The 24,662-nt window shown below is 71.6% G+C and carries 19 protein-coding genes; 8 read left to right on the plus strand and 11 right to left on the minus strand.

Going from position 1 to position 24,662, the window contains the following annotated elements; translation table 11 throughout:
• Positions 1-70 precede the first annotated feature (70 nt).
• Positions 71-1,672, minus strand: coding sequence for an ABC transporter substrate-binding protein (locus ACFY1S_RS11690; protein WP_387115713.1), 1,602 nt, complete (start codon positions 1,670-1,672; stop codon positions 71-73).
• 449 nt (positions 1,673-2,121) lie between these two features.
• On the opposite strand from ACFY1S_RS11690, the gene ACFY1S_RS11695 reads away from it, so the two are divergent.
• Both ACFY1S_RS11695 and ACFY1S_RS11700 read left to right on the plus strand, forming a co-directional pair.
• Positions 2,122-2,982 (plus strand): bifunctional methylenetetrahydrofolate dehydrogenase/methenyltetrahydrofolate cyclohydrolase, encoded by an 861-nt coding sequence (locus ACFY1S_RS11695; protein ID WP_266246080.1) that lies wholly within the window; start codon positions 2,122-2,124, stop codon positions 2,980-2,982.
• Positions 2,983-3,101: 119 nt separating this feature from the next.
• On the plus strand, positions 3,102-4,052 hold the full coding sequence (locus tag ACFY1S_RS11700; RefSeq protein WP_387115716.1) for a malate dehydrogenase: 951 nt from the start codon (positions 3,102-3,104) through the stop codon (positions 4,050-4,052).
• Between the two features lie 129 nt (positions 4,053-4,181).
• Here ACFY1S_RS11700 and ACFY1S_RS11705 read toward each other — a convergent pair whose 3' ends face one another.
• The gene (locus ACFY1S_RS11705) at positions 4,182-4,994 is read right to left on the minus strand and encodes an MBL fold metallo-hydrolase (protein ID WP_387115719.1); all 813 of its coding nucleotides are present in this window, start codon (positions 4,992-4,994) and stop codon (positions 4,182-4,184) included.
• Between the two features lie 138 nt (positions 4,995-5,132).
• Here ACFY1S_RS11705 and ACFY1S_RS11710 point away from each other — a divergent pair, with 138 nt between their 5' ends.
• The gene (locus ACFY1S_RS11710; protein ID WP_387115722.1) at positions 5,133-6,347 is read left to right on the plus strand and encodes an NADP-dependent isocitrate dehydrogenase; all 1,215 of its coding nucleotides are present in this window, start codon (positions 5,133-5,135) and stop codon (positions 6,345-6,347) included.
• 277 nt (positions 6,348-6,624) lie between these two features.
• On the opposite strand, the gene galT is transcribed toward ACFY1S_RS11710, so the two are convergent.
• The 4 genes from galT to ACFY1S_RS11730 form a co-directional block, all read right to left on the minus strand.
• Positions 6,625-7,698: a galactose-1-phosphate uridylyltransferase gene (gene galT, locus ACFY1S_RS11715; protein WP_387115725.1), complete on the minus strand. Its 1,074-nt coding sequence runs from the start codon at positions 7,696-7,698 to the stop codon at positions 6,625-6,627.
• Positions 7,695-8,519, minus strand: coding sequence for a DeoR/GlpR family DNA-binding transcription regulator (locus tag ACFY1S_RS11720; RefSeq protein ID WP_387115728.1), 825 nt, complete (start codon positions 8,517-8,519; stop codon positions 7,695-7,697). The genes galT and ACFY1S_RS11720 overlap by 4 nt, the downstream gene beginning before the upstream one ends.
• A gap of 112 nt (positions 8,520-8,631) precedes the next feature.
• Complete coding sequence (gene cysC, locus ACFY1S_RS11725) at positions 8,632-10,161, minus strand: adenylyl-sulfate kinase (RefSeq protein WP_387115731.1); 1,530 nt, start codon at positions 10,159-10,161, stop codon at positions 8,632-8,634.
• A gap of 87 nt (positions 10,162-10,248) precedes the next feature.
• Complete coding sequence (locus ACFY1S_RS11730) at positions 10,249-11,763, minus strand: glycosyltransferase family 2 protein (RefSeq protein ID WP_387115735.1); 1,515 nt, start codon at positions 11,761-11,763, stop codon at positions 10,249-10,251.
• A 239-nt stretch (positions 11,764-12,002) separates the two neighbouring features.
• Between ACFY1S_RS11730 and ACFY1S_RS11735 the strand changes: the two genes are divergently transcribed.
• From ACFY1S_RS11735 to ACFY1S_RS11755, 5 genes are all read left to right on the plus strand, one after another.
• Positions 12,003-12,917, plus strand: coding sequence for an ABC transporter ATP-binding protein (locus ACFY1S_RS11735; RefSeq protein WP_364375293.1), 915 nt, complete (start codon positions 12,003-12,005; stop codon positions 12,915-12,917).
• A complete protein-coding gene (locus tag ACFY1S_RS11740) occupies positions 12,910-13,815 on the plus strand; it encodes an ABC transporter permease (RefSeq protein ID WP_364375290.1) in 906 nt (301 codons plus the stop codon). Before ACFY1S_RS11735 ends, ACFY1S_RS11740 begins: the two co-directional genes overlap by 8 nt.
• Positions 13,815-14,726, plus strand: coding sequence for an ABC transporter ATP-binding protein (locus ACFY1S_RS11745; RefSeq protein WP_387115739.1), 912 nt, complete (start codon positions 13,815-13,817; stop codon positions 14,724-14,726). The genes ACFY1S_RS11740 and ACFY1S_RS11745 overlap by 1 nt, the downstream gene beginning before the upstream one ends.
• 4 nt (positions 14,727-14,730) lie before the next feature.
• Positions 14,731-15,441 (plus strand): ABC transporter permease subunit, encoded by a 711-nt coding sequence (locus tag ACFY1S_RS11750; protein ID WP_364375285.1) that lies wholly within the window; start codon positions 14,731-14,733, stop codon positions 15,439-15,441.
• A 90-nt stretch (positions 15,442-15,531) separates the two neighbouring features.
• Positions 15,532-16,176 carry a hypothetical protein gene (locus tag ACFY1S_RS11755; RefSeq protein ID WP_387115742.1) on the plus strand — a complete coding sequence of 215 codons (645 nt, stop codon included), beginning with the start codon at positions 15,532-15,534 and terminating at the stop codon, positions 16,174-16,176.
• Between the two features lie 50 nt (positions 16,177-16,226).
• Here ACFY1S_RS11755 and valS read toward each other — a convergent pair whose 3' ends face one another.
• Genes valS through ACFY1S_RS11780 form a run of 5 tightly spaced genes read right to left on the minus strand, consistent with a single transcriptional unit; the run spans position 16,227 to position 24,587 of the window.
• On the minus strand, positions 16,227-18,791 hold the full coding sequence (valS, locus tag ACFY1S_RS11760) for a valine--tRNA ligase (protein WP_387115745.1): 2,565 nt from the start codon (positions 18,789-18,791) through the stop codon (positions 16,227-16,229).
• A 55-nt stretch (positions 18,792-18,846) separates the two neighbouring features.
• Entirely contained in the window at positions 18,847-20,739 is a 1,893-nt protein-coding gene (locus ACFY1S_RS11765; RefSeq protein WP_387115748.1) for an ABC transporter ATP-binding protein, read from the minus strand.
• Complete coding sequence (locus tag ACFY1S_RS11770; RefSeq protein ID WP_387115751.1) at positions 20,718-22,556, minus strand: ABC transporter ATP-binding protein; 1,839 nt, start codon at positions 22,554-22,556, stop codon at positions 20,718-20,720. Before ACFY1S_RS11770 ends, ACFY1S_RS11765 begins: the two co-directional genes overlap by 22 nt.
• 37 nt (positions 22,557-22,593) lie before the next feature.
• Positions 22,594-23,103, minus strand: coding sequence for a methylated-DNA--[protein]-cysteine S-methyltransferase (locus tag ACFY1S_RS11775; RefSeq protein ID WP_387115754.1), 510 nt, complete (start codon positions 23,101-23,103; stop codon positions 22,594-22,596).
• Positions 23,100-24,587 (minus strand): DNA-3-methyladenine glycosylase 2 family protein, encoded by a 1,488-nt coding sequence (locus tag ACFY1S_RS11780; RefSeq protein WP_387115757.1) that lies wholly within the window; start codon positions 24,585-24,587, stop codon positions 23,100-23,102. Before ACFY1S_RS11780 ends, ACFY1S_RS11775 begins: the two co-directional genes overlap by 4 nt.
• Positions 24,588-24,662 lie beyond the last annotated feature (75 nt).

Genomic DNA, 24,662 nt, shown 5'->3' on the forward strand with positions numbered 1-24,662 from the left:
CCCGGCGGCGGTGGCGCGGTCCGGGCCACCCGGGCGTCGTCGCCCGGGTGGCCCGCAACCATCGGTCAGCTCAGCTGGCCGCTTCGATCTTGACGAGGTTGACCCGCTGGAACAGGTCCATCTCCACGTTCTTGACCTTGGACGAGTGGCCGTACACGTTCTCGCCGAAGCGGAGCGGGATCACCGGCATGTCCTTGGCCAGGATGTCCTCCGCCTGCTGGTACTTGGCGATCGCCTCGTCCTGCGTCTTGGCGGCGGAACCCTCCTTGACGAGCCTGTCGAACTCCGGGTTGCTGTAGCCGTAGTAGTTCGACGAACCGTTGGTGCTGTACAGCGGGCCGAGGTAGTCCTCCATGGTCGGGTAGTCCATGACCCAACCCATCCGGAACGCACCAACCGGCGTCTTCTTCTCGACCTTGGTCAGCAGGTCGGCGAACTTCGGCTCGGCGACGCCCACGGCGTCCACGCCCAGGTTGGCCTTGAGCTGGTTGACAGTGGCGTCGACCCAGTCCTTGTGACCGCCGTCGCCGTTGTAGGAGATGACGATCTTCGCGGGGCCGCCCGCGGCCTGGTAGAGCTTCTTGGCCTCGGTCGGGTTGAACTCGCCTGCCTTGCCCGCCGTGTTGTCCCGGTAGCCGGGCAGCACCGGCGAGACGAACGAACGGGCCGGGTCCTGCGAGTCCTTGAAGACCGACTTGGTGATCTCGTCCCGGTCGATAGCCATCGAGATGGCCTTACGCACGTCCGGGTTGCTGTAGTCCTTGTCGAACGTCGGGAACGCGAGGAACTGGAACGACGACATCGGGCTGGTCAGGAACCGGTCGCCCAGGTCGGTCGGCGCGGTGCTCAGGCTCTCGGTCGGGATCGTCGGCAGCACGTCCAGGTTGTCCGCCAGGACGTCCGCGTACGCGGCGGTGAGCTGCTGGTAGATCCGGAACTCGATGTTCTTCACCTTGGGCTTCTCGCCCGGGAAGGCGTCGTACCGCTCGACGTCGATCTTGCTGTCGTGCTGCCAGGCGCCCTTCATCTTGAACGGGCCCTGCCCGATCGGCGCCTGCTCGTAGGAGTCCTTGAGCACGCCCGGGGCGGAGAACGCGGCATCCGGCATCGGGTAGAACGCGGTGTAGCCGAGCATCGTCCGGAAGTCGATGTACGGCTCGGCGAGCGTCACGGTGAAGGTGAGGTCGTCGACCTTCTTCAGGCCGGACATCTCCTTGGCCTTCGGCTCCTTGCCCTGCAGGTCCGTGTAGCCAGCGATCTTCTCGAAGAAGTAGTTGCTGTCCTGGCCGTTGGGGGCGTACGCGCCGTAGTTCCAGGCGTTGATGTAGTCCTCGGACGTGACCTTCTCGCCGTTGTGGAAGGTGAAGCCGTCCTTGAGCTTGATCGTCCAGACCTGGTTGTCGGACGAGGTGATCGACTCTGCGGCGACCTCGTACGGCTTGTTCTGGGCGTCGTAGTCGACGAGCGGGCTGAACAGGCCGGTGAGCACCTGCGCGCCGGACGTCTCGGTGGTGTTCGTGGGAACCAGGTGCTTCGGCTCGCCGATCTGGATGCTGACCGCCGAACTGTCACTGCCGCCGGATCCACCGTCTCCGCCGCTGCCGCAGGCCGCGAGGCCCAGCGTCACCGCGAGCGGGAGGGCGGTCCAGGCGGCGAGTCTACGAACTCGCATTGAGCCTCCTCATCTCCTCACGCTGCGCAGTCATGCCCGACGCTGGGTTTACGCTGCGCAACAAGCGGTAACGGTAGGTCGGGGTGGTGGCCTTCGACAACGAGAGGGTTGCGGGTGCGTAACGGTCCGGGGACGCTTCCCTTGCAGGGCATCCTCACCCGTGCTAGCCCAAACCCGAAATATGGCTACCAGCTGCTGTTTCCTTGAGCGGTGGGGAGTGTCGTGTGCCTGCCCGGAGCCGATTCGGCCGCCGGGTGGCCGACCGTCCGGTATCGGCAGGTCTCGAATCCACCGACCGGTTCGGCGATGGCGCGATCCACAAAACGTCACGCAGAGTGATGAGCAACACGTGACTCGTCGTTACTAACGGCGGCGCGACGGGAGCGCTGGTGGGCCTGTCGAAACGAGGTCGCCCGAACCGCCCGCGACGGCCGTGAGACGATCTGACCGTGACGGCGACGGTTCTGGACGGCAAGGCGACCGCAGCGGAGATCAAGGACGAGCTGCGGATACGTGTGAAGGCACTCGCGGAACGCGGTATCACCCCGGGACTGGGCACCGTCCTGGTCGGCGCGGATCCGGGCAGCCAGGCGTACGTCAACGGCAAGCACCGCGACTGCGCCGAGGTGGGGATCGCCTCGATCCGCCGGGAGCTGCCCGCCGACGCCACCCAGCAGCAGGTCGACGACGTGCTGGCCGAGCTGAACGCCGACCCGGCATGCCACGGCTACATCGTCCAGCTGCCGCTGCCCGCCCACCTGGACACCCAGCGGGTGCTGGAGCTGATCGACCCGGCCAAGGACGCCGACGGCCTGCACCCGGTCAACCTGGGCCGGCTCGTCCTCGGCTACGACGGCCCGCTGCCCTGCACCCCGCGCGGCATCGTCGAGCTGCTCCGCCGCCACGACGTGGCGCTGCGCGGCGCCACCGTCGCCGTGGTCGGCCGGGGCAACACCGTCGGCCGCCCGCTCGGCCTGCTGCTCACCAGGCGCAGTGAGAACGCCACGGTGACCCTCTGCCACACCGGCACCCTCGACCTCGCCTCGCACACCCGCGCCGCCGACATCGTCATCGTCGCGGCCGGCGTACCGGGGCTACTCACCGCCGACATGATCAACCCGGGCGCGGTGGTGGTGGACGTCGGCATCACCCGGGTGATCGGCCCGGACGGCAAGGGCCGCTACACGGGCGACGTCGACCCGGAGGTCGCCGAGACGGCCGGCGCGGTGGTCCCGATGCCCGGCGGCGTGGGCCCGATGACCCGCGCCATGCTCCTCACCAACGTCGTGGAGCGCGCCGAGCGCGGCTGAGAGGGAGGAAACGGTCCTTCTTCGCCCAGCAGGCTGTAACCGTCCGCCCCTGGCCTGATGGGTGCCAGGATGACTGATACGGTCCGGAAAACCGACTGGTATCAGGGAGTGGGACGACCATGGGTAAGAAGGTCACTGTCGTCGGGGCTGGCTTCTACGGCTCCACCACCGCACAGCGCCTGGCCGAGTACGACGTATTCGACACCGTCGTCATCACCGACATCGTCGAGGGCAAGCCCGCGGGCCTCGCCCTCGACCTCAACCAGTCGCGGGCCATCGAGGGCTTCGAGACCAAGGTCGTCGGCGTGACCACCGGCCCGAACGGCGAGGGTTACGAGGCCATCGAGGGCTCCGACGTGGTCGTGATCACCGCCGGCCTGCCGCGTAAGCCGGGCATGAGCCGGATGGACCTGCTGGAGACCAACGCCAAGATCGTGCGGCAGGTCGCCGAGAACGTCGCCAAGTACGCCCCGAGCGCCGTCGTCATCGTCGTCTCCAACCCGCTCGACGAGATGACCGCGCTGGCCCAGCTCGCCACCCAGTTCCCGAAGAACCGGGTCCTCGGCCAGGCCGGCATGCTCGACACCGCCCGGTTCAGCAACTTCGTCGCCGAGGCGCTGAACGTGCCTGTGGCGTCGGTCCGCACGCTGACCCTGGGCTCGCACGGCGACACCATGGTCCCGGTGCCGTCGAAGAGCACCGTCAACGGCAAGCCGCTGCGCGACGCGATGCCGGCGGAGCAGATCGAGGAACTGGTCGTCAAGACCCGCAACGGTGGCGCCGAGGTGGTCGCGCTGCTCAAGACCGGTTCGGCGTACTACGCCCCGTCCGCCGCCGCGGCCCGGATGGCGAAGGCCGTCGCCGAGGACTCCGGCGAGGTCATGCCGGTCTGCGCCTGGGTCGACGGCGAGTACGGCATCTCCGGTGTCTACCTGGGTGTCGAGGCCCAGATCGGCGCCGAGGGCGTCAAGCGGGTCGTCGAGACCGACCTGGACGCCGACGAGCGCGCCAGCCTCCTGGAGGCTGCCGAGGCCGTCCGCGCCAAGCAGGGCGACGTCGCCAACATGTAGTTCCCCGAATCACCGCACCACGAAGGGCGCGCCGGCTCCGCCGGCGCGCCCTTCGTGCGTCTTACCCCGATCCCACCTTGCTGATCATGAAGTTGTTGCCGACCGGCTCGGCGTGTCGGGGCAACAACTTCATGATCGACGGGCGGGGTGGGGGGTGAAGGGGGTGGCCAGGTGGGGGGTGGCCAGGACGACGGGGGAGTGGGTGTCCAGGGCGTTTCGCCGGGGGGCCCGGGCGACGTCCGGGTCCACCTCGTGGGCGTACGCCAGGTCGGGGTCGACGAGCTGCACCATGTGCACCAGCAGGTCGCCGGTGATCAGCATCCGTTCGTCGGCCGAGGTGAGGAGCACCGCCTGGTGGCCGGGGGTGTGTCCGGGCGTCGGCAGCAGTCGTACCGCTGGGTTGAGGGCGGTTTCACCGTCGACCACCCGGAGCTGGCCGGCGGCGCGCAACGGCGCGATCAGGCCGGCCGGGAGCCTCGGGCTTATCGTCTCCGCCGCGTCGAGTTCGGCGCGCTGCACCAGGTAGCTCGCGTTCGGGAAGTACGGCCGCCCGGCTGTGCCGGTGACCGCCCAGCCGATGTGGTCGCTGTGCAGGTGGGTCAGCACGACCATGTTGACGTCGGCCGGATCGATGCCCGCGGCGGCCAACTCGTCGGGCATCCGGCCGGGCACGGGTGCCCAGCTCGCGGCCGGCGCGTCGACCGGGCCGATTCCAGCGTCGACAAGCGTGACCGGCCCGTCGCCGGCGCGGATCGCGAAACTGCGGAACGGCAGCCACCACTGCCCGTCGGCGGTCACCGAGCCGGGGTCGCGGCGGTCGGCGTCCCGCCAGTGCGCCGCTGTGGCCTCGGGGAACGCCTCGGCGCGGGGCTGGAAGAAGGGGCCCTCCCCGTCGGTGAGCGCGGTGACCGTGATAGACCCGAGGGTGCGGCTCAGAGGCATCGGGTGATGGTGTCAGGGAAATGCTGTGCCGTGCAGCCCGGTTTCCGCCGGCCGGTAGAGGCCGGCTGGGGGCTGCCGGCCCAATTGCAGTACGCTCGTACTGCTTGAGCACGTGTCCCCCGAGAGGAGCGCCGGCCGATGGCGAAGATCAAGGTAAACAACCCGGTCGTGGAGCTCGACGGCGACGAGATGACCCGGATCATCTGGAAGCAGATCCGGGAGCAGCTGATCCTGCCCTACCTCGACGTCGACCTGCACTACTACGACCTGTCGATCCAGCACCGCGACGAGACCGACGACCAGGTCACCGTTGACGCCGCCAACGCCATCAAGGAGCACGGCGTCGGCGTCAAGTGCGCGACCATCACCCCGGACGAGGCCCGGGTCGAGGAGTTCGGCCTGAAGAAGATGTGGCGGTCGCCCAACGGCACCATCCGCAACATCCTCGGCGGCGTCGTCTTCCGCGAGCCGATCATCATGTCCAACGTGCCGCGGCTCGTCCCCGGCTGGACCAAGCCGATCATCATCGGCCGGCACGCCCACGGTGACCAGTACAAGGCCACCGACTTCGTCGTCCCCGGCGCGGGCACGGTGACCATCACCTACACCCCGGCCGACGGCGGCGCCCCCATGGAGATGGAGGTCGCCAACTTCCCCGGCGGCGGCATCGCCATGGGCATGTACAACTACGACGAGTCGATCCGGGACTTCGCCCGGGCCTCGTTCCGGTACGGGCTGGACCGCAACTACCCGGTCTACCTGTCCACCAAGAACACCATCCTCAAGGCGTACGACGGCCGGTTCAAGGACATCTTCGCCGAGGTGTTCGAGAACGAGTTCAAGGCCGAGTTCGACGCCGCCGGCATCACCTACGAGCACCGGCTCATCGACGACATGGTCGCCGCCGCGCTCAAGTGGGAGGGCGGCTACGTCTGGGCCTGCAAGAACTACGACGGTGACGTGCAGTCCGACACCGTCGCGCAGGGCTTCGGCTCGCTGGGTCTGATGACCTCGGTCCTGCTCTCCCCGGACGGCCGTACCGTCGAGGCGGAGGCCGCCCACGGCACCGTCACGCGGCACTACCGGCAGTACCAGAAGGGCGAGAAGACCTCGACCAACCCGATCGCGTCGATCTACGCCTGGACCCGGGGCCTCGCCCACCGGGGCAAGCTGGACGGCACCCCGGCGGTCACCGAGTTCGCCAACACCCTGGAGCAGGTCATCGTCGACACCGTCGAGGGCGGCCAGATGACCAAGGACCTCGCGCTGCTCATCTCGCGCGACGCCCCGTGGCTGACCACCGACGAGTTCATGAACGCGCTCGACGAGAACCTGGCCCGCAAGCTCGCCTGAGCTCGCAGATACCACAGCACCGGAGCCCGTCGGCATGTGTCGGCGGGCTCCGGCGTGTCCAGTGCTCGACACACGGCCTCGGCGTCACCGTCACCGGCCGCGCCTCGTTGAGCAGGGTGGACGAGATGCCAGTCGCGTCCAGGAAGGTTGACTTCGGTCGCCTCGCGGCAATGCCTGCCGATCAGCCAGCCTTCCCGGCTGTGTGGTGCACAGCCAGCCGTCCCTTCCCTGCGGGGGGCCCTGTCCCGGGCCCCCCGCGCCCTGTTTCACACAGTTCTCAGGCGGCGCGCAGCAACTCGGCGGCCCGCTCCGGGGAGATGTCGTTGATGAAGACGCCCATCCCCGACTCCGAGCCCGCCAGATACTTCAGCTTGTCCTTGGCCCGCCGGATGCTGAACAGCTGAAGGTGCAGATGGCCCAACTCCCGGTCGACCCGCACCGGCGCCTGGTGCCACGCCGAGATGTACGGCATCGGCATGTCGAACAGCCCGTCGAAGCGGCGCAGCAGATCCAGGTAGAGCGGCCCGAACGCGTCCCGCTCGGCGTCGCTGAGCGCCGGGATGTCCGGCACCACCCGGCGCGGCGCCACGTGCACCTCGAACGGCCAGCGGGCCGCCGCCGGGACGAACGCCGTCCAGTGGTCGTTCTCGGCGACCACCCGCTCGCCTGAGGCGCGTTCGGCGGCCAGCACGTCCGCGTACAGGTTGCCGCCGGTGCGCTCGGCGTGCCGCCGCGCCGCGGCCAGCAGCGCCCGGGTGCGCGGCGTCACGAAGGGGTACGCGTAGATCTGCCCGTGCGGGTGGTGCAGCGTGACGCCGATCTCGACGCCCCGGTTCTCGAAGCAGAACACCTGCTCCACCCCAGGCAGTTCGCCGAGTACCTCGGTCCGGTCGGCGAGCGCGTCAAGCACTGTACGGACCCGGCGCGGCGGGAGGCTGGCGAAGGAGGCGTTGTGGTCCGACGTGAAGCAGACGACCTCGCACCGGCCCAGGCCGGGACGGACCGCCGTGAACGGGGTGATCTCCCCGGGCTCGTCGGCCACCCGGCCGCTCAGCGACGGGAAACGGTTCTCGAAGACGACAACGTCGTAGTCCGGAGCCGGGATCTCGGTCAGCCGGTCACCGACCGACGGGTCGAGCGGGCACTCATTCGCCGGCGGGAGGAAGGTGCGGGTCTGCCGGTGCACGGCCACCGCCACCCACTCGTCGGTCAGCGGGTCGTAGCGCAGCTGGGACGCGGGCGGCGGCGGTGGCAGATCCCGGCGGTCCGGCTGGTCGCGTACGGCGTCGTCGCGCTCGTCGAAGTAGATCAGCTCCCGGCCGTCGGCCAGGTCGATCGCGGTGCGCTTCACGGCGCCGTCCCCTCACTCGTCGGCGTGCGCGTCGCGCGTCCCGCCCCCGTCGCCTTCACGATGATCAACTCACCCACCTGTTCGCCGAGTACCCGTCGGGCGGGTGTAGGCAACGCCTCGTCGCTGACCAGCACGTGCGCCGCCGCCAGCCCGACGATCGAGGAGATGCCCACCGTGCCCCACTTGGTGTGGTCGGCGAGCACCACCAACCGGTCCGCCGCCGCCACCAACGCCCGGTCGGTCTCCGCCTCCATGAGGTTCGGAGTGGTGTAGCCGGCCCGTTCGGTGATGCCGTGCACGCCCAGGAAGAGCAGATCCAGGTGCAGTGTCCGGATGGCGTCGACGGCAAGCGGGCCGACCAGCGCGTCCGACGGTGTGCGTACGCCGCCGGTGAGCACCACCGTCTGGTCCGGTCGACCGCCGCCGTACAGGATCTCGGCAACCGGCAGCGAATTGGTCACCACGGTCAGGCCGGGCACGTCCACCAGCCTGCGGGCCAGTTCGGCGGTGGTGGTGCCGGCGGACAGCGCGACCGCCGCACCGGGGCGGACGAGCTGCGCGGCCCGGTCGGCGATGGCGGCCTTCTCCGGCAGTTGACGGACCGACTTGGCGCGAAAGCCCGGTTCGTCTGTCGAACTCGGGCCGGCGGCCGTCGCGCCGCCGTGCACCTTGGCCAGCAGGCCGCGCTCGTGCAGCGCCTCCAGGTCGCGCCTGATCGTCATGTCGGAGACGCCGAACTCGGTGGCCAGGTCGGTCACCCGGACGCCGCCGGCGGACCGGACCCGTTCCAGGATGGCCGTCTGCCGCTGCTGAGCGAGCATTCGCCGTGCCTCCCCGGTCCCCACGTACTCTCACGCGGTCGAACGTGTTCCAACAAAGATGAACACTAGCGCGTGGTGGGTACCTGCGGAAGAAACGGGGTGCGGCGACGCCTCAGCTGGACGGGATCTTCAACTCCACCCAGCCGGTCTCCGTCAGGTGCTGCAACACGGCCTCCACCGCCTCCGGCACGCTCACGTCGGTGGTGTCCAGCACCAGCTCGGCGTCGGTCGGCACCTCGTACGGGTCGTCGATGCCCGTCATGCCGGTGAGCAGGCCGGCGCGGGCCCGCGCGTACAGGCCCTTGCGGTCCCGCTGCTCGCACACCTCCAGCGGGGTGGCGACGTGCACCAGCACGAAACCCGCCCCGGCGCTCAGAGCCATCTCCCGCGCCGTGGCGCGCGCCGCCGCGTACGGGGCGATGGGGCAGCAGACAGCCACCCCCCGGTGCCGGGCGATCTCCGCCGCCACCCAGCCGATCCGCCGGACGTTGAGATCCCGGTCGGCCTTGCTGTAGCCCAATCCCGCGGAGAGCTCCCGGCGCACCACGTCCCCGTCCAGCAGGGTCACCGTCCGCTCGCCGCTCTCCCGCAGCGCGTCGGTCAGCCCTCGGGCCACAGTCGACTTGCCCGAGCCGGAGAGCCCGGTCAGGAAGACCACCAGCCCGCGGTGCCGGCGCGCCGGCCGCGCCTTGGCCAGCTCCTTCGCCACAGCGGGAGGGGTGTGCCACTCCGGCAGCGGGAAACCCCTGTCGAGCAGATCGTCGATCTCGGCCTGGGTCAGCGCGAGGCGACGGTTGCGCGGCGGGATGTCCTCCCGCCACCGCCACTGCCCGTCCCGGTTGTCGTACGCGAGCTCGCGCGGCACCAGCACCCGCAGCCCGGCACCGGAGAGCATCTCCCCGGTGGACAGCAGGTGGGTGACGCCGTACGCGGCGGAGACCCGGGCGCGCAGCAGCGCGTCGTCGATCTCCTCGCGTCGGTGCGACAGCGGCACCGCGACCAGGGTGGCGGGCGGCATCCGGTCCCGTGCGGCGAACACGGACCGTACAAGCGCCTCGGGCGTGAGCCCACCGGCGCCGCCATCACCGACCGGGATCATCACCAGCAGGTGCGCGGCCAGGGTACGGGCGGCGTGCGCGATCTGGGCGAGCTGCGGGCGGTGCAGGGGCCGGTCGGCGATCACGCCGAGCACCCGACCCGGGGGCAGCAGCGCCCGCACCTCCTCCGGACTGCGGCGCAATCGTTGGAAGGGGCCGTGGCCACCATCGCCCAGCCGCCGGACCTGACCGCCGACGCCCGCGACGCCGTCACGCACGGGCCAGACGTCCGACACGTCCAGGCCGGCGACAGGCGCGCCCTCGCCGTCGGTCAGCACAAGCGCCCGCCGGGCCGGGTCACGCGGATCGAAGCCCTGGGCCAGTGTCGTCGGCACCTGGAGGGTCACCGCGACCTGCCACGGGGTGCCGTCGGCCAACCGGCCCCGCCGGCTCACCGAGACCAGGTCGGCACGGGTCATGAACCCCGTCAGGGGGGCGTACGCGCCGGTCAGCAGCAGCTCAAGATCCGCCAGCTCACCGGGACGCGGCGTGTACGCCGGCGCGCCCCGGAGCACCTCGTCGGGCAGCACCCAGCCGTTGCTCATCCACACCCCCCACTCGCTGACGGCACACAGTTTCGCAGCCGACCGCCGATCGGTCGAGGGCGCCACTCCACGACCCGGGCGGGCGGATCAGCGGCGGACCCGGCGACCCACCGCCGACCGGACCCGGTTCCACACCTTCCGCTCGTCGCGGATGCGGGGCCGGGACCCGTCGGCACGGCACACGAACAGGAGCGGCAGGTGCGCGTCCTCGGTCCAGCCCGCGGTGGTGACCCGGGCCTTCAGGAGCCAACTGCCCCGCGTCCGACCGCCGTTGAGCGCACCGAAATCGATCGTGGTGGTGCCCCGGTGCCGCAGGTGGACGGTCTCCGCTCCCGACCTACCGGCGACCCGCTCGGTCTCGAAGGACACCGGGAGGAAGATCTCGTCACCGGTCTCCCGGCGGCGCGCGACCACATCCAACCGGGCCTTGCGGACCTGCGCGGTGGCGTCGAGCACCAGCGGGTCGATCTCCTCGACCGGGAGCACCAGCACGTCCCGGCCGTCGTCGGCGCGAAAACCGATCGGCTGGCCCGCCGAGCGCAGCTCGGCGGCGACGGTCACCGTGACGGCGGTGTCGGCGAACTGGACGTCGTCGATCGTCCCGTACGCGCCGATGCCCGCCTCCCAGCGGGCCAGCCGCCGCAGGTCCGCGACCCGGCCCCGCTCGGCGAGGTACGCCACGGCCCGCAGCAGGGGCGGCAGACCGGCCGCGACGCCCGGCGCGAACCGGTCCTGGATGACCTTCCGGGTTTCCAGCGCGAACTGCTCCAGCCAGTCCTCCGGGGCGGTCAGCAGCCGCTTGCCCCGCAACCGGTTGAGCATCTCGTTGCGCAGCCACCGCCGGTGCAGCCTGTCGCGCAGCGGTCCCGGCTCGGTGTGGGCGTCCACGATGTCCAGGGCGTCACACACGCTGGCGAAGTAGCTCGACGGGTCCAGCAGCGCGGCGGTGACGTTGCTCTCGTCCCTGCGGTGCACGTGGTGGTAGCAGGTGTAGTCGGACAGCACGCAGGTGCGGCGGGACAGGAAGTACGCCCGCACCACAAGCGAATGGTCCTCGAGGCGCCGCCTGCCGCCCTCCGGGAACCGCAGGTCGTGCTCGTTGAGGAACGCCCGCCGGAACAGCTTGTGGCAGGTCAGGCTGTCGATCAGCGGGGCGTTCGCCAGGGTGGCGTCGAAGCGGTTCTTGCGGAACAGCTCCCGGGGCACACCGCGTCCGTGCCCGGCCATCTTGCCGATCACCACGTCGGCGTCGTACGTCTTCGCGCAGTCGTAGAGCCGTTCCAGCGCCCGGTCGGCGAACCAGTCGTCGTCGTCGGCGAAGAAGACGTACTCGCCGCGGGCGTGCTCGATGCCCAGGTTGCGCGGGCGCGACGGCCAGCCCGAGTTCTCGATGTGCAGCACCCGGATCTGCTGATGCTGGGCGGCCAGGCGATCCAACCGCGCTCCCGTGTCGTCGGTCGAGCCGTCGTCGACGAAGATGGCCTCGAACTCGTCCGCGGGCAACGACTGGCGCAGCAGCGAGGCGACCAGCTTCTCGATGTGTCTGCCGGAGTTGTACGCCGGCACCACGACACTCACCTTGGGCACGCCCACCTCGATCATGACGATCCTTCCCGCATCGGCGGTCGCACTGCCACCGCAACACTGCCCGGTGAACGGGAAGTGAATGGTGTCACCTTCCGGAGGTCATTCCCGGGCCGGGGTCCGGCCGAACGCGGGACCGGCGAAAACGCCCCGGCACACCGGCGGCGGACCCTAGGGGTCCGGCGCGGAAAGGATCAGGGGGGTACCGGGGGCGCGCCGGTGCCTCCGGTGCGCATCGACTCCCTACGCTGGGCAGCGTGACACTGATAGCGACCCAGTCGCTCACCAAGACGTACGGAGGCAGGGTCACCGCGCTGACCGACCTCACCGTCGCCGTCGAGCCCGGGATCATCGGTCTGGTGGGCGCGAACGGCGCCGGCAAATCGACGCTGATCAAGATCCTGCTCGGCCTGATCGCCCCGACCAGCGGTCAGGTCTCGGTGCTCGGCATCGACCCGACGGCCGACCCGGCTGCCGTCCGCGCCCGGGTCGGCTACATGCCCGAGCACGACTGCCTCCCGCCGGACCTGTCCGCCGCCGAGCTGGTCACCCACCTCGGCCGGATGAGCGGCCTGCCCCGTACGGCGGCACGCGAGCGGGCCTCCGAGGCCCTTCGCCACGTCGGGCTGTACGAGGAGCGCTACCGTCCGGTCGGCGGCTACTCCACGGGCATGAAGCAGCGCGTGAAGCTCGCCCAGGCGCTGGTGCACGACCCCGACCTGCTGCTGCTCGACGAGCCGACGAACGGACTGGACCCGGCCGGCCGCGACGCCATGCTCGCGTTGGTGCACCGGATCGGCACCGAGTTCGGCATCTCCGTCCTGGTCTGCTCGCACCTGCTCGGCGAGGTGGAACGGATCTGCGACACGCTCGTCGCGATCGACGGCGGCCGGCTGCTGCGCGCCGACCACATCTCCGCGATGACCTCCGCCACCGACGTGCTCGCCGTGGAGGTCAGCGAGGGCACCGAGGAACTGGCCGCCCGGCTGGCCGCGCTCGACCTGCCGGTGGCGCGCGAGGGCCGGCTGCTTCTCGTGCCGCTCGCCGACGACGGCACCTATGACCTGATCCTCGGTGCGGTCGCCGAACTGGACCTGCCGTTGCACCGACTGGACCAGCGTCGACACCGGGTGGCCGAACTCTTCGCGACGAGGGAGCTCACCCATGCCTGAGCCGTCAACCGCCGCCGTGCGCTCCGCGCCGACAGGCGTCATCCACGACATCGGCTACCAGCGCTACCAGGGCCCGAGGCTGGGCCGGCGGCACGTCTTCGGCGCGCTCTACCTGCACGGGCTGCGCACCACGTTCGGGTTCGGGCGCAGCGTCAAGGCCAAGATCTTCCCGTGGCTGGTGGTCGGGATCGTCACCCTGGTCGCGGTGGCCCTGGCGGCGGTACGCAGCCAGATCGGCGAGCCGGTCGCCACGTACGCCCAGTTCGCCGACGCGATGAGCTGGCTGGTCATCTTCTTCGTCGCGGTCGCCGCGCCCGAGCTGGTCTCCCGCGACCTGCGCAGCGGGGTGCTGCCGCTGTACTTCTCCCGACCGCTGCCGCGCACCGACTACGCGCTGGCCAAGCTGCTGGCACTCGTCACCGCGCTCTGGCTGCTGCTCGGTGGGCCGCAGCTGGTGATGTTCCTGGGTGCCGCCTTCACCACCAAGGACGGCATGCGCGGGGTCTGGAACGAGCTGCTCGACCTGCTGCCCGGGCTGCTCTACGCCGGCCTCTGGGCGGTGGTCTTCGCCTCGATCGGGCTGCTTGTCGCGTCGCTGACCGGCAAGCGGGCCTTCGCCGCCGGCGGTGTGGTCGCGGTCTTCCTCATGACCACCCCGATCGTGGGCGTGCTGAGCATCCTGCCGTCGCGGGCGGCCAACGAACTGGCCGGGCTCGCCTCCCCGTCCACCCTGGTGCAGGGGGTCGGCATCTGGTCGCTCGGCGACCTCCTGGTCGAGGGCGATCCGGGCGAGATGACGATAGGCGGTTTCGGTCCGGTCTACGCCCTGGCCGCGGTGCTGCTGGTCGCCGGCGCGACCGCCCTCCTGCTGGCCCGCTACCGGAAGGTCGCCTCCTGATGAGCACGCTGAGCCTGACCGGGGTGTCCCGGTGGTACGGCAACGTGGTCGCGGTCAACGACATCAGCATGGCCCTGGGGCCGGGCGTGACCGGACTGCTCGGCCCGAACGGCGCCGGCAAGACCACGCTGCTGCACATGATGGCCGGGTTCCTCTCCCCGTCGCGTGGCACGGTCACCCTCGACGACGAACCGACCTGGCGCAACCCCGACGTCTACCGGCGGCTGGGGCTGGTCAGTGAACGGGAGGCGGTGCAGGGCTTCCTCACCGCGTACGAGTTCGTGCTGGCCAGCGCGAAGCTGCACCGGTTGGCGGACCCGGCGGCGGCCGCCCGGCGCGCGATCGACCTGGTGGAGCTGGAGTCGGCGCAGGACCGTCGGATCGGCACGTACTCCAAGGGCATGCGTCAGCGCGCGCGGGTGGCCGCCGCGTTGGTGCACGACCCGCAGGTGCTGCTGCTCGACGAGCCGTTCAACGGGATGGACCCGCGCCAGCGGCTGCACATGATGGAGCTGCTGCACACCCTGGGCGACGCCGGCCGGACGATCCTGTTCAGCTCGCACATCCTGGAGGAGGTCGAGCAGGTCTCCGGCACGGTGCAGGTGATGGTGGCGGGCCGGTTGGCCGCCTCGGGTGACTTCCGGACCATCCGCCGGCTGATGACGAACCGGCCGCACGTCTTCGCGGTGCGCTCCACCGACGACCGGGCGCTTGCCGTCGCACTGATCGCCGAGCCGTCGGTGAGCGGCGTCGAGTTGGACCGCACCGGTCTGACGGTGCGCGCCGGCGACTACGGCGCCTTCACCCGGGCGCTGCCCCGGATCGCCCTGGACCGCGGCATCCGGGTGCGCCAGCTGGTGCCGTCCGACGAGTCCCTGGAGAGCGTCTTCTCCTACCTGGTGGAGGCCTGAGAGCATGTCGACAATTACCTGGATCACCGCGCGCGGGCTGTTCGGCCGGCGCCGGTTCCTGCTGCTGCTTCCGCTGCCGCTGGTGCTGCTCGGGTTGGCTGTGCTCTGCCGGTCCCTCGGGGTGGACCCCGGGCAGTGGGGGCCTCCGGTCCTGGTGGGCCTCGGCCTGGCCGTGGTGCTGCCGGTCGTCGCGTTGATCATCGGCACGGGTGTGCTGGGCGCCGAGATCGACGACGGCACCGTGGTGCACATCCTGACCAAGCCCCTGCCGCGCTGGCAGATCGTGCTGCCCAAGCTCGGGGTGGCCGCCGGGGTCGCCGCGGCCACCGTCGCCGTGCCGCTCTACGTGGCGGGCGTGCTTGCCGACTCGGTACGCCTCGGTCTGGCGCTGGCCGCCGCCTCGGCGCTCGGCGCGCTGGCGTACTCGGCGTTGTTCCTCGCCCTGAGCCTCGTGACCCGCCGGCCGGTGCTGCTCGGCCTGGTCTACGTGCTGATCTGGGAGGGGCTGCTGGGCAACTTCGTCAGCGGCACCAAGGTGCTCTCCATCCAGCAGTACGTGATCGCCCTCGCCGACCGGCTCGCCCCCAGCGGGCTGCTGGAGACCAGCGTGTCGGTGCCTGTGGCGGCGGTGATGACCGCGCTGGTGAGCGTCGGCTTCACAGTGCTGGCAATCGACCGTCTGCGGTCGTTCAGCGTGGCCGGCGAGACGAGCTGACCGTGCGGGCCGCTGGTCCGGCCAGCCACCCTCGGACGGTAGGGCTGGCCGGATGGACCGGCGGGGCCACCCCGGGCCAGGCTGGTGGGCGTGAGCGTCGAAGCGGAGCGGATGTCCTTGTCTGACCCGTACTCCCGGAGCAGCCGGCCCTGGTTGACAAGCCTGGCGGTCGCCGGGCTGGCCAGCGCCACGGTCGCGACGGCCGCCCAGGGCAGCGGACGGTTCCACTGGTGGGCGGGTTTCATCCTGATCCCGGCCGCGTTGATCGCCGCCAGCGGCGGCCCGCTGCTGGCCCGCCGTGGCGGTCGGGCCTTCGCCGGGTACGTCATCGCCTGCGTGGGTACCCTGGTGTTCGCGGTGGGCGCGCTGCTGATGTTCGGCGTGATGAGTCGGGGATGGCCGCTGCTCGTGGTGCTGCCCTGCCTGGCGGTGGCCGGCACGTACGGCTGGCGGGCGGCCCATCCGCTGGCCCGCGGCCTGCACCGGGCGGTGGCGCTGCTCGCGCTCACCGGCGCGCTGCTCGGCCTCACCCTGCTGCTGATCCGGGTGGAGCTGATCCACCTGGAGACCGGTTGGTGGGGTGCGTTCATGATGCTGGCCGGGGCGATAGTGCTGGGCAACGCGGTTGAGCTGACCCGGCACCGGATGCCGTACCGGCTCCAGGCGATCACCCTGTTGGTCGGGCCCGCCGTGGTCGCGATCCTGCTCGGCCTGCGGTTCCTGCGCGGCTGGTGACTCCCCGTCCGCCGCCGCCCCGGGGGGTGGGCGGCGGCGGACGGCGGTCGTCAGAAGGCGCAGGCGATGACGAGTTCCGGGGTGCGGTCCGGCAGCAGGTCGAGCTTGCCGATCCGGCCGGCCGCCCGCAGGTCGTCGGCGACCAGGGTGAGCTGCTCCAGCAGCGCCGCCGGGCCGAGCGCCTCGGCCAGCGGCACCTCGGCCTTCATCGACAGCTTCCGCTCCGACTTGGCCCGTCGCACCTGGCTCAACGCGTCACCGGCGAGCCGCAGCAGCGCCGGCTCACCCGTCCCCTCGATCGTGCGGGCCACCTCGTGCGTGGTGGGCCACGGCGCCCGGTGCACCGAGCCGTACCGCCACCACGACCAGACCTCCTCGGTGACGTACGGCAGCACCGGGGCGAACAGTCGCAACTGCACCGACAGCGCCGACGCCAGCGCCGCCCGTGCCGAGTCGGCAGCCGCTCCGGCGCCGTACGCGCGTTCCTTGACCAGCTCGATGTAGTCGTCGCAGAACCGCCAGAAGAACGCCTCGGTCACCTGCAACGCGGTCGTGTGGTCGTACGCGTCGAAGGCGGCGCCGGCCGCCGTGACGACGGTGGACAGCTCGGCGAGCATGGCCCGGTCCAGCGGGGCCGTCGCCGGGGTGCGCAGCGCGTCGGCGGCACCCAACCCGAGCGCGAACCTGGACGCGTTGAGCAGCTTGGTGGCCAACCGCCGGCCGACCTTGATCTGGGCCGGGTCGAACGCCAGGTCCGTGCCGGGTTTGCCGCTGGCCGCCCAGTAGCGCATGGCGTCCGAGCCGTGCTGCTCCAGCAGTGCCAGCGGGGTCACCACGTTCCCCTTGGACTTGGCCATCTTCTTGTGGTCGGGGTCGAGGATCCAGCCGGACAGCACGGTGTCCCGCCAGGGCAGCACCCCGTGCTCAAAGTGCGACCGGATCACGGTGTCGAAGAGCCAGGTCCGGATGATCTCCTGCCCCTGCGGGCGGAGGTCCATCGGGAAGACCCGCGCGAACAGGTCCGGGTCGGTCTCCCAGCCGCCGACGATCTGCGGGGTCAGCGACGAGGTGGCCCAGGTGTCCAGCACGTCGGGGTCGCCGATGAAGCCACCCGGCAGGCCGCGCTCGGACTCGTCGTAGCCGGGCGCCGGGTCGCTGGACGGGTCGACCGGGAGCGCCGTCTCGTCAGGCGTGAGAGGGTGGGACCAGTCCGGCTCGCCAGTGTCGTCGAGCCGGTACCACACAGGCACCGGCACCCCGAAGAAGCGCTGCCTGCTGACCAGCCAGTCCCCGGTCAGGCCGCCCACCCAGTTGTCGTAGCGGTGCTTCATGTGCGCCGGCACCCAGTGCAGCTCCCCGCCCCGGGCCAGCAGCGTCGCCCGCAGGTCGGCGTCCCTGCCGCCGTTGCGCAGGTACCACTGCCGGGTCGAGACGATCTCCAGTGGCCGGTCGCCCCGCTCGTAGAACTTGACCGGGTGGGTGATCGGGCGCGGTTCGCCGATCAGGTCGCCCGCCTCGGCAAGCATCCCGACGATCTCGCGGCGGGCCGCGTTGACTGTCTGCCCGGCCAGCGCCGCGTACGGCTGGGCCGGCACCCCGGCCGGCGGCTCGGGCAGCAGACGGCCGTCCCGACCGATCACCACCCTGGTGTCCAGTCGCAGCTCACGCCACCAGGTCACGTCGGCGAGGTCGCCGAACGTGCAGACCATCGCGATGCCTGTGCCCTTGGCCGGGTCGGCGAGCGGATGGGCGTGCACAGGGACCTCCACACCGAACAGCGGGCTGCGCACCGTGCCGCCCACCAGGTCGGCGTACCGCTCGTCGTCCGGGTGGCAGACAAGCGCCACGCAGGCCGGCAGCAGCTCCGGTCGGGTGGTGTCGATGAGCACCGCGCGCCCGTCGGGAGTGGTGAACCGCAACTGGTGGTACGCGCCGGGCCGTTCCCGGTCCTCCAGCTCCGCCTGCGCGACAGCGGTGGCGAACCCGACGTCCCACAACGTCGGCGCCTCCGCCTGGTACGCCTCGCCGCGCAGCAGGTTGCGCACGAACGCCCGCTGGCTTGTCGCCCGGGCCACCCGACCGATAGTCGTGTACGTCAGGGACCAGTCCACGGACAGCCCGAGCCGCCGCCACAGCGCCTCGAAGGCCTGCTCGTCGGCGACCGTCAGCCGCTCGCACAGCTCGATGAAGTTGCGCCGCGACAGCGGTGTGGGGTCGCGGCGTGCCGCGTCGTCGACAGGCGTCGCCGGTGGCCGCCACACCGGGTCGTACGGCAACGCGGGATCGCAGCGCACCCCGTACACGTTCTGCACGCGACGCTCGGTGGGCAGACCGTTGTCGTCCCAGCCCATCGGGTAGAACACCGCCTTGCCGCGCATCCGCTGGTACCGCGCGACGGTGTCGGTGTGCGTGTACGAGAAGACGTGCCCCATGTGCAGCTCGCCCGATACGGTCGGCGGCGGGGTGTCGATGGCGTACACGTCGGCCCGCTGCTTCGCGCGGTCGAACGCGTACGTGCCCTCCTCCTGCCAGCGGCGCGCCCAGGTCTCCTCGAGCCCGTCCAGGGTCGGACGGTCGGGGACACCGGCGCGGGCCGTTCTCGCCGTGTCGGTCATCCTGCGATCGTAGGCATCACCAGGGGGCCGGGCCACGCAGTTGCGCATCGCCGGGTCAGACAAGCGAGTCGCGCCACTGGCGGTGCAGGGCCGCGTACCGGCCTTCCGCCTCGGCCAGCACGGCGGGCGGGCCGTCCTCGACGATCCGGCCGCCGTCGACGACGAGGACCCGGTCGGCGGTCTCCACGGTGGAGAGTCGGTGGGCGATCACCAGGGCGGTGCGGTCGCGCAGGATGGTGCCGAGCGCCCGCTGGACCAGCCGCTCGGTGGGCACGTCCAGCGACGACGTCGCCTCGTCCAGGATCAGCACTGTCGGGTCGGCGAGGAACGCCCGCGCGAACGCGACGAGCTGCCGCTGCCCGGCGGAGAGTCGGCCGCCGCGCCTGTGCACCTGCGTGGCGTACCCGTCGGGGAGCGCGGCGATGAACTCGTGCGCGCCGATGGCGCGGGCGGCGGCCCGCACGGCGTCGTCGTCGGCGCCGGGCCGGCCGAACCTGATGTTCTCCGCCACGCTCCCGCTGAACAGGTGGTTCTCCTGGGTCACCAGCACCACCGCGCGGCGCAGGTCGGCGTCGGCCACGTCGCGCAGGTCGACCCCGTCGAGGCGGATCGTGCCGGTGTCCGGGTCGTGGAAGCGGGCGACCAGCTTGGCGATCGTCGACTTGCCGGCGCCTGTCGGGCCGATCAGCGCCACGGTCTGCCCGGCCGGCACTGTCAGGTCCAGCCCGTCGAGGATCGGGGTGTCCGGGCGGTAGCCGAAGGAGACCGCCCGGAAGGCCAGCTCGCCGCGACCGGGGCCGGTCGGCAGCGGCACCGGCCGGGCCGGCTCGGCGACGGCGGGCCGTTCGTCGAGGACACCTGCCAGCTTCTCCAGCGCGGCGGTGGCCGACTGGAGCGCGTTGTAGAACTGGCTCAGCTCCTGCATCGGCTCGAAGAAGCGGCGCAGGTAGAGCAGGAACGCGGCGAGCACACCGACCTCGGTCCGTCCGCCGAGCACACGCCAGCCGCCGTAGCAGAGCACCACCGCCACTGTGACGTTGCCGATCAGCTTGATCGCGGGGGAGTAGGTGGCGATCAGCCGGAACGTGTGCAGGCTGGTCTGCCGGTACTCGTCGCCGAGCGCCACGAAGATCCGCTGGTTGCGGGGCTCCCGTCGGAACGCCTGCACCGCCCGGATGCCCCGCATCGACTCGACGAAGTGCACGATGACCAGCGCGACAGCCTCGCGGGTCCGCCGGTACGCGCTTGCCGACGCCCTGGCGAACCAGCGGGAGAGCAGGAACAGGAACGGGAACGCGAGCAGTGTCACCGCGGCCAGCGGCAGGTCCAGCCAGAGCAGGATGGCGGCCACCGAGAGGATCGACAGGGCGGCCAGCACCAGGCTGTCGATGCCGCCGTTGACGAGTTCGGCGATCGAGTCCAGGTCGCTGGTGAGCCGGGAGACCATGCGGCCTGACGTGTACCGCTCGTGGAAGCCCACCGACAGCCCCAGGAAGTGCCCGAACACGCGCTGCCGCAGGTCCAGCAGGACGGCCTGGCCGATCCGGGCGGAGAGGGTCAGAAAGCCCCGGCGGGCCGCGTACTCGCCGACGGCTGCGGCGGCGAACGCTCCCGCGACGGCGGCCAGCGGGACGGCGTCCCCGTCCCGCAGCGGCGCGATGCCCCTGTCGATGCCGACCATCACCAGGTACGGGCCGGCCATGGCGGCGGCGTTCTGCGCCAGCAGCAGAGCGACGGCGGCGACGAGCCGGCGCCGGTGTGGGCGTAGCAGGTCGCCCAGCAGGGTGCGGCTGAGGCGGCGCAGCCGTGTCACCGCCTCCGGGCTGCTGTCCTCGGCGCGGCTCCGGTCGGCCTCCGGGTCGGTGGCGGTGCCGCGCCACCGGGTCAGCTCCGGTTCTTCAGCGGGTGGCGGGTCGGCCTCCTGCGTCACGAGCGCACCAGGCCCCATCCGTCCGGCGTGGACGCGGCCGGCGGTGGCTCCCCGGACGGTGGTTCGGCGGCGAGCAGGGCCCGGTACGCGGGCACCGTGGCCAGCAGGTCGGAGTGCCTGCCGATCGCCGTGATCCGTCCGCCGGCCAGCAGGGCGACCCGGTCGGCGAGCGCGATGGTCGACGGGCGGTGTACGACAAGCAGCGCGGTGCTGCTGCGCAGGACCCGCCGCAGAGCCGCCTCGACAAGCGCCTCGGTGTGCACGTCGAGGGCGGACAGCGGGTCGTCAAGCACCAGCAACGCCGGACGGCCGAGCACGGCGCGCGCCAACGCCAGCCGCTGCCGCTGCCCTCCGGAGAGGGACAGCCCCTGCTCACCCACCCTGGTGGCCAACCCCCACGGCAGGTCGTACGCGAACTCCGCCTGCGCCAGCGCGAGCGCGGCGCGTACCTCGTCGTCGTCGGCGTCCGGGCGTCCCAGCGTGAGGTTCTCGCGGACCGACATGGAGAATAGCGTCGGCTCCTCGAACGCCATCCCGACCAGCCGCCGCAGCGAGTCCAGCCGCAGGTCGCGCAGGTCGTGCCCGTCCAGGGTGATTCGGCCCCCGGTCACCTCGTGCAGCCGGGGCACCAGGGAGAGCAGGGTGCTCTTGCCGCAGCCGGTGGCGCCTACCAGTGCCACGGTCTCGCCCGGCTCGATGGTCAGGTCGACCTCGCGCAGGACCGGGGCGGTGGCGCCCGGGTAGCGGAACGAGACCCTCTCGAAGCGGAGTCGGCCGACCACCGCGTCGCGGGGAAGCGCCAGCGCGTCGGGGGCGTCCACGATCTGCGGCGGGGTGTCCAGGACCTCCTGGATGCGGTCGGCCGCGGTGGCGGCCTCCTGGCCGTTGGCGATGATCCAACCCAGCGACTGCACAGGCCAGATGAGCATCAGTTGCAGACTCACGAACGCGACAAGCTCGCCGATGGTGAGCGCGCCCCGCGCGGCGGCGGCAGCCCCGGCGACCAGCACCACGCCCAGGGTCACGTTAGGCACCAGGTCGAGCAGCGCCGAGGTGTTGGCCAGCAGCCGGCCCTTGCCCACGCCTGTGTCGTGCAGCGTCCGCGCCCCACCGGCGAAGCGGGCGGCCAGCTCGGGCCCCCGGCCGTACGCCTTCATGGTGCGCAGCCCCTGCGCGGTCTCCTCGACCACTGTCGCCACGTCGCCCTGCTGGTCCTGCATCCGGCGCGACGCCGTGTGGTAGTGCCTTCCGAACCGACGGCTGATCAGCAGCAGCGGCACCCCGCTGGCCGCGACGAGCAGCCCGAGCGCCGGGTGCAGATGCACGAGCAGCGCCACGACCACCACGTAGGTGGTGACGTTGAGCAGCAGGAAGAACACGCCGAACGAGAGGAACCGGCGGATCACCGACAGGTCGCTTGTGATCCGGGAGAGCAACTGGCCGGACTGCCAGCGGTCGTGGAAGCTCGCCGGCAACAGTTGCAGGTGGGCGTACACGTCGGCGCGCAGGGCCGCCTCCATGCCGACCGCCGACGAGGACTGCACCCACCTGCGGATGAAGATGAGCACCGCCTCGACCACGCCGAGCAGCAGCGCCAGACCGGCGAGCTGGACCAGCGCACCGGGCTCGCGCCCGGCCACCGGGCCGTCGACCACCCGCTGCACCACAAGGGGTACGGCGATCCCGGCCGCCGTGCCGGCGAGACCCGCGACGAGCAGCCAGGCGAACTCGACGGCGTACGGGCGCAGGTAGCGGCGCAGCCGCCAGAGGTTGTGCACCGGGTGGGGACCCGCGGCGACCCGGGCGGCCGGGTCGCCGTCGTTCTCCGCAGGCACTATCCGACGGTAGCGTCAATACCTGTCGATGCCTGTGTCAGCTTGCTGTCAGCCGTCGCTCGTGACCGAGAAGCCACGTCTTCACGTCCAACCCCCAGCGGTAGCCGCCGAGCGTCCCGTCGGTACGCAGCACCCGGTGACAGGGCACGAAGAGCGCGGCGGCGTTACGGGCGCAGGCGGCCGCGGCGGCCCGCACCGCCGGCGGTCGACCGGCCAGCGCCGCGTACCCGGTGTAGGTGACAGGGGTGCCCGGGGGCACCTCGCGCAGCACCTGCCAGGCGTGTGCCATGAACGCGCCGCTTGTGTGCTGCCGTACCGGCACCGCGTCGATAGCGGCCAGGTCGCCGTCCAGGTAGGACTCGACGGCCGTGCTGATCGGGCCGAGGTCGTCCCGCCGCCGCAGGGGTGCCCGCAGCGTCGGGTGGACCAGGGGCAGCAGTGCCGCCGGGTCCGGGGTGAAGCCGGCCGCCCGCACGTCGCCGTCCGGGCCGGCGAGGATGCTCAGTGGGCCGGCCGGGGTGTTCACAACGGTGCTGTCGATGCTCATGCCGCTCTCCAGAGTCTGATGGTGGCGTAGGACCGCCAGGGGCGCCAGCGGTCGGCGTACGCGTCGAGGGTCGTGGGGTCGTCCGGCAGGCCGAGGCTCGCCGCGCCGCGCCTGACGGCGAGGTCGGTGCCGAGGAAGACGTCCGGGTCGCCGAGGGCGCGCATGGCCAGGTAGCCGGCCGTCCACGGGCCGATGCCGGGCAGGGTCAGCAGCCGCCGTACGGTCTCCTCCCGGTCGCCCCCCGGCGCCAGGTCGACCGACCCGTCCACCACCGCCCGGGCCAACGCCCGCAGGGTCTCCCGCCGCCCCGCCGGCATTCCGAATCCGGCGTCCGGCACCGACAACAGTTCCTCCGCGCTCAGGAACCCCCGCAGGTCGCCCCGGCCCTCGACGCGTCGATCATGAAGTTGTTGTCCCGACATGGAGGCATCCCCTGCGGCAACTTCATGATCAACGTGCTTCAGTAGACGGGTCAGTGTCGTTCTTGCCGCTGTCACCGAAATCTGCTGGCCGATCACGGCTCGGACTGCCATCTCGAAGCCGTCCACCGCCCGGGGGGCCCGGATTCCGGGCTCCGCCGCCACCACCGGCGCCAGCGCCGGGTCTGCGGCCAGCGTCCCGTCGACGGCCACCGGGTCCGCGTCCAGGTCGAGCAGCCGGCGGCAGCGGGCCACCGCCGGCGCCAGGTCGCGCAGGTCGGCCAGGCGCAGCGTCGCCGCCACGTACCCGTCCGCCGGGGTCAGGGCCACCTGTCCGACGCCGTGCGGCAACCGCAACCCCCTGTGGTACGTCCCGTCGCGGACCTCCTCCACGCCCGGCAGCGCCCGCAGCGCGAGGAAGTCCAGCAGCGCCCGGGCGTGCAGCGGCGGCCGGTACGCCAGGCGGAGCGAGATGGTCCCCGCGCCGGGTGGGGCCTGCTGCCGGCCACGGGCCGCGCGCAGCTCGGACGGGGCGCTCGCGTACACCTCGCGGACCGTGTCGTTGAACTGCCGCACACTGCCGAAACCCGCAGCGAACGCGATCTCGGCCATCCCGAGTCCGGTCGTCTCGATCAGGATCCGGGCTGTCTGCGCCCGCTGGGCACGGGCCAACGCGAGCGGTCCGGCGCCCATCTCGGCGCGCAGCATCCGGTGCAGGTGCCGCTCGGTGTAGCCGAGTCGGGCCGCCAGCCCCGGTACGCCGCCCCGGTCGACGACCCCGTCGGCGATCAGCCGCATCGCCCGGCCGACCACGTCGGCGCGGACGTCCCACTCCGGCGAGCCGGGTGCGGCATCGGGCCGGCAGCGGCGGCAGGCGCGTAGCCCGGCACCCTGCGCCGCCGCCGCGGACGGGAAGAACCGGACGTTCTGCCGCTTGGGTGTGGTCGCCGGGCAGGACGGCCGGCAGTAGATCCCGGTGGACGTCACGCCTGTGTAGAACCAGCCGTCGAACCGCTGGTCACGGCTGTCCACGGCCCGGTAGCACCGCTCGAAGTCCATCTCCACGTCACCGATGATGCCCCGCTCACCCGACCGTCGGCTGGCGGGAATCGGACCTGGGTGTGGGCCAACCCCCGGCGC

Source organism: Micromonospora sp. NPDC000663 (assembly GCF_042898105.1).
Classification (GTDB): Bacteria; Actinomycetota; Actinomycetes; order Mycobacteriales; family Micromonosporaceae; genus Micromonospora.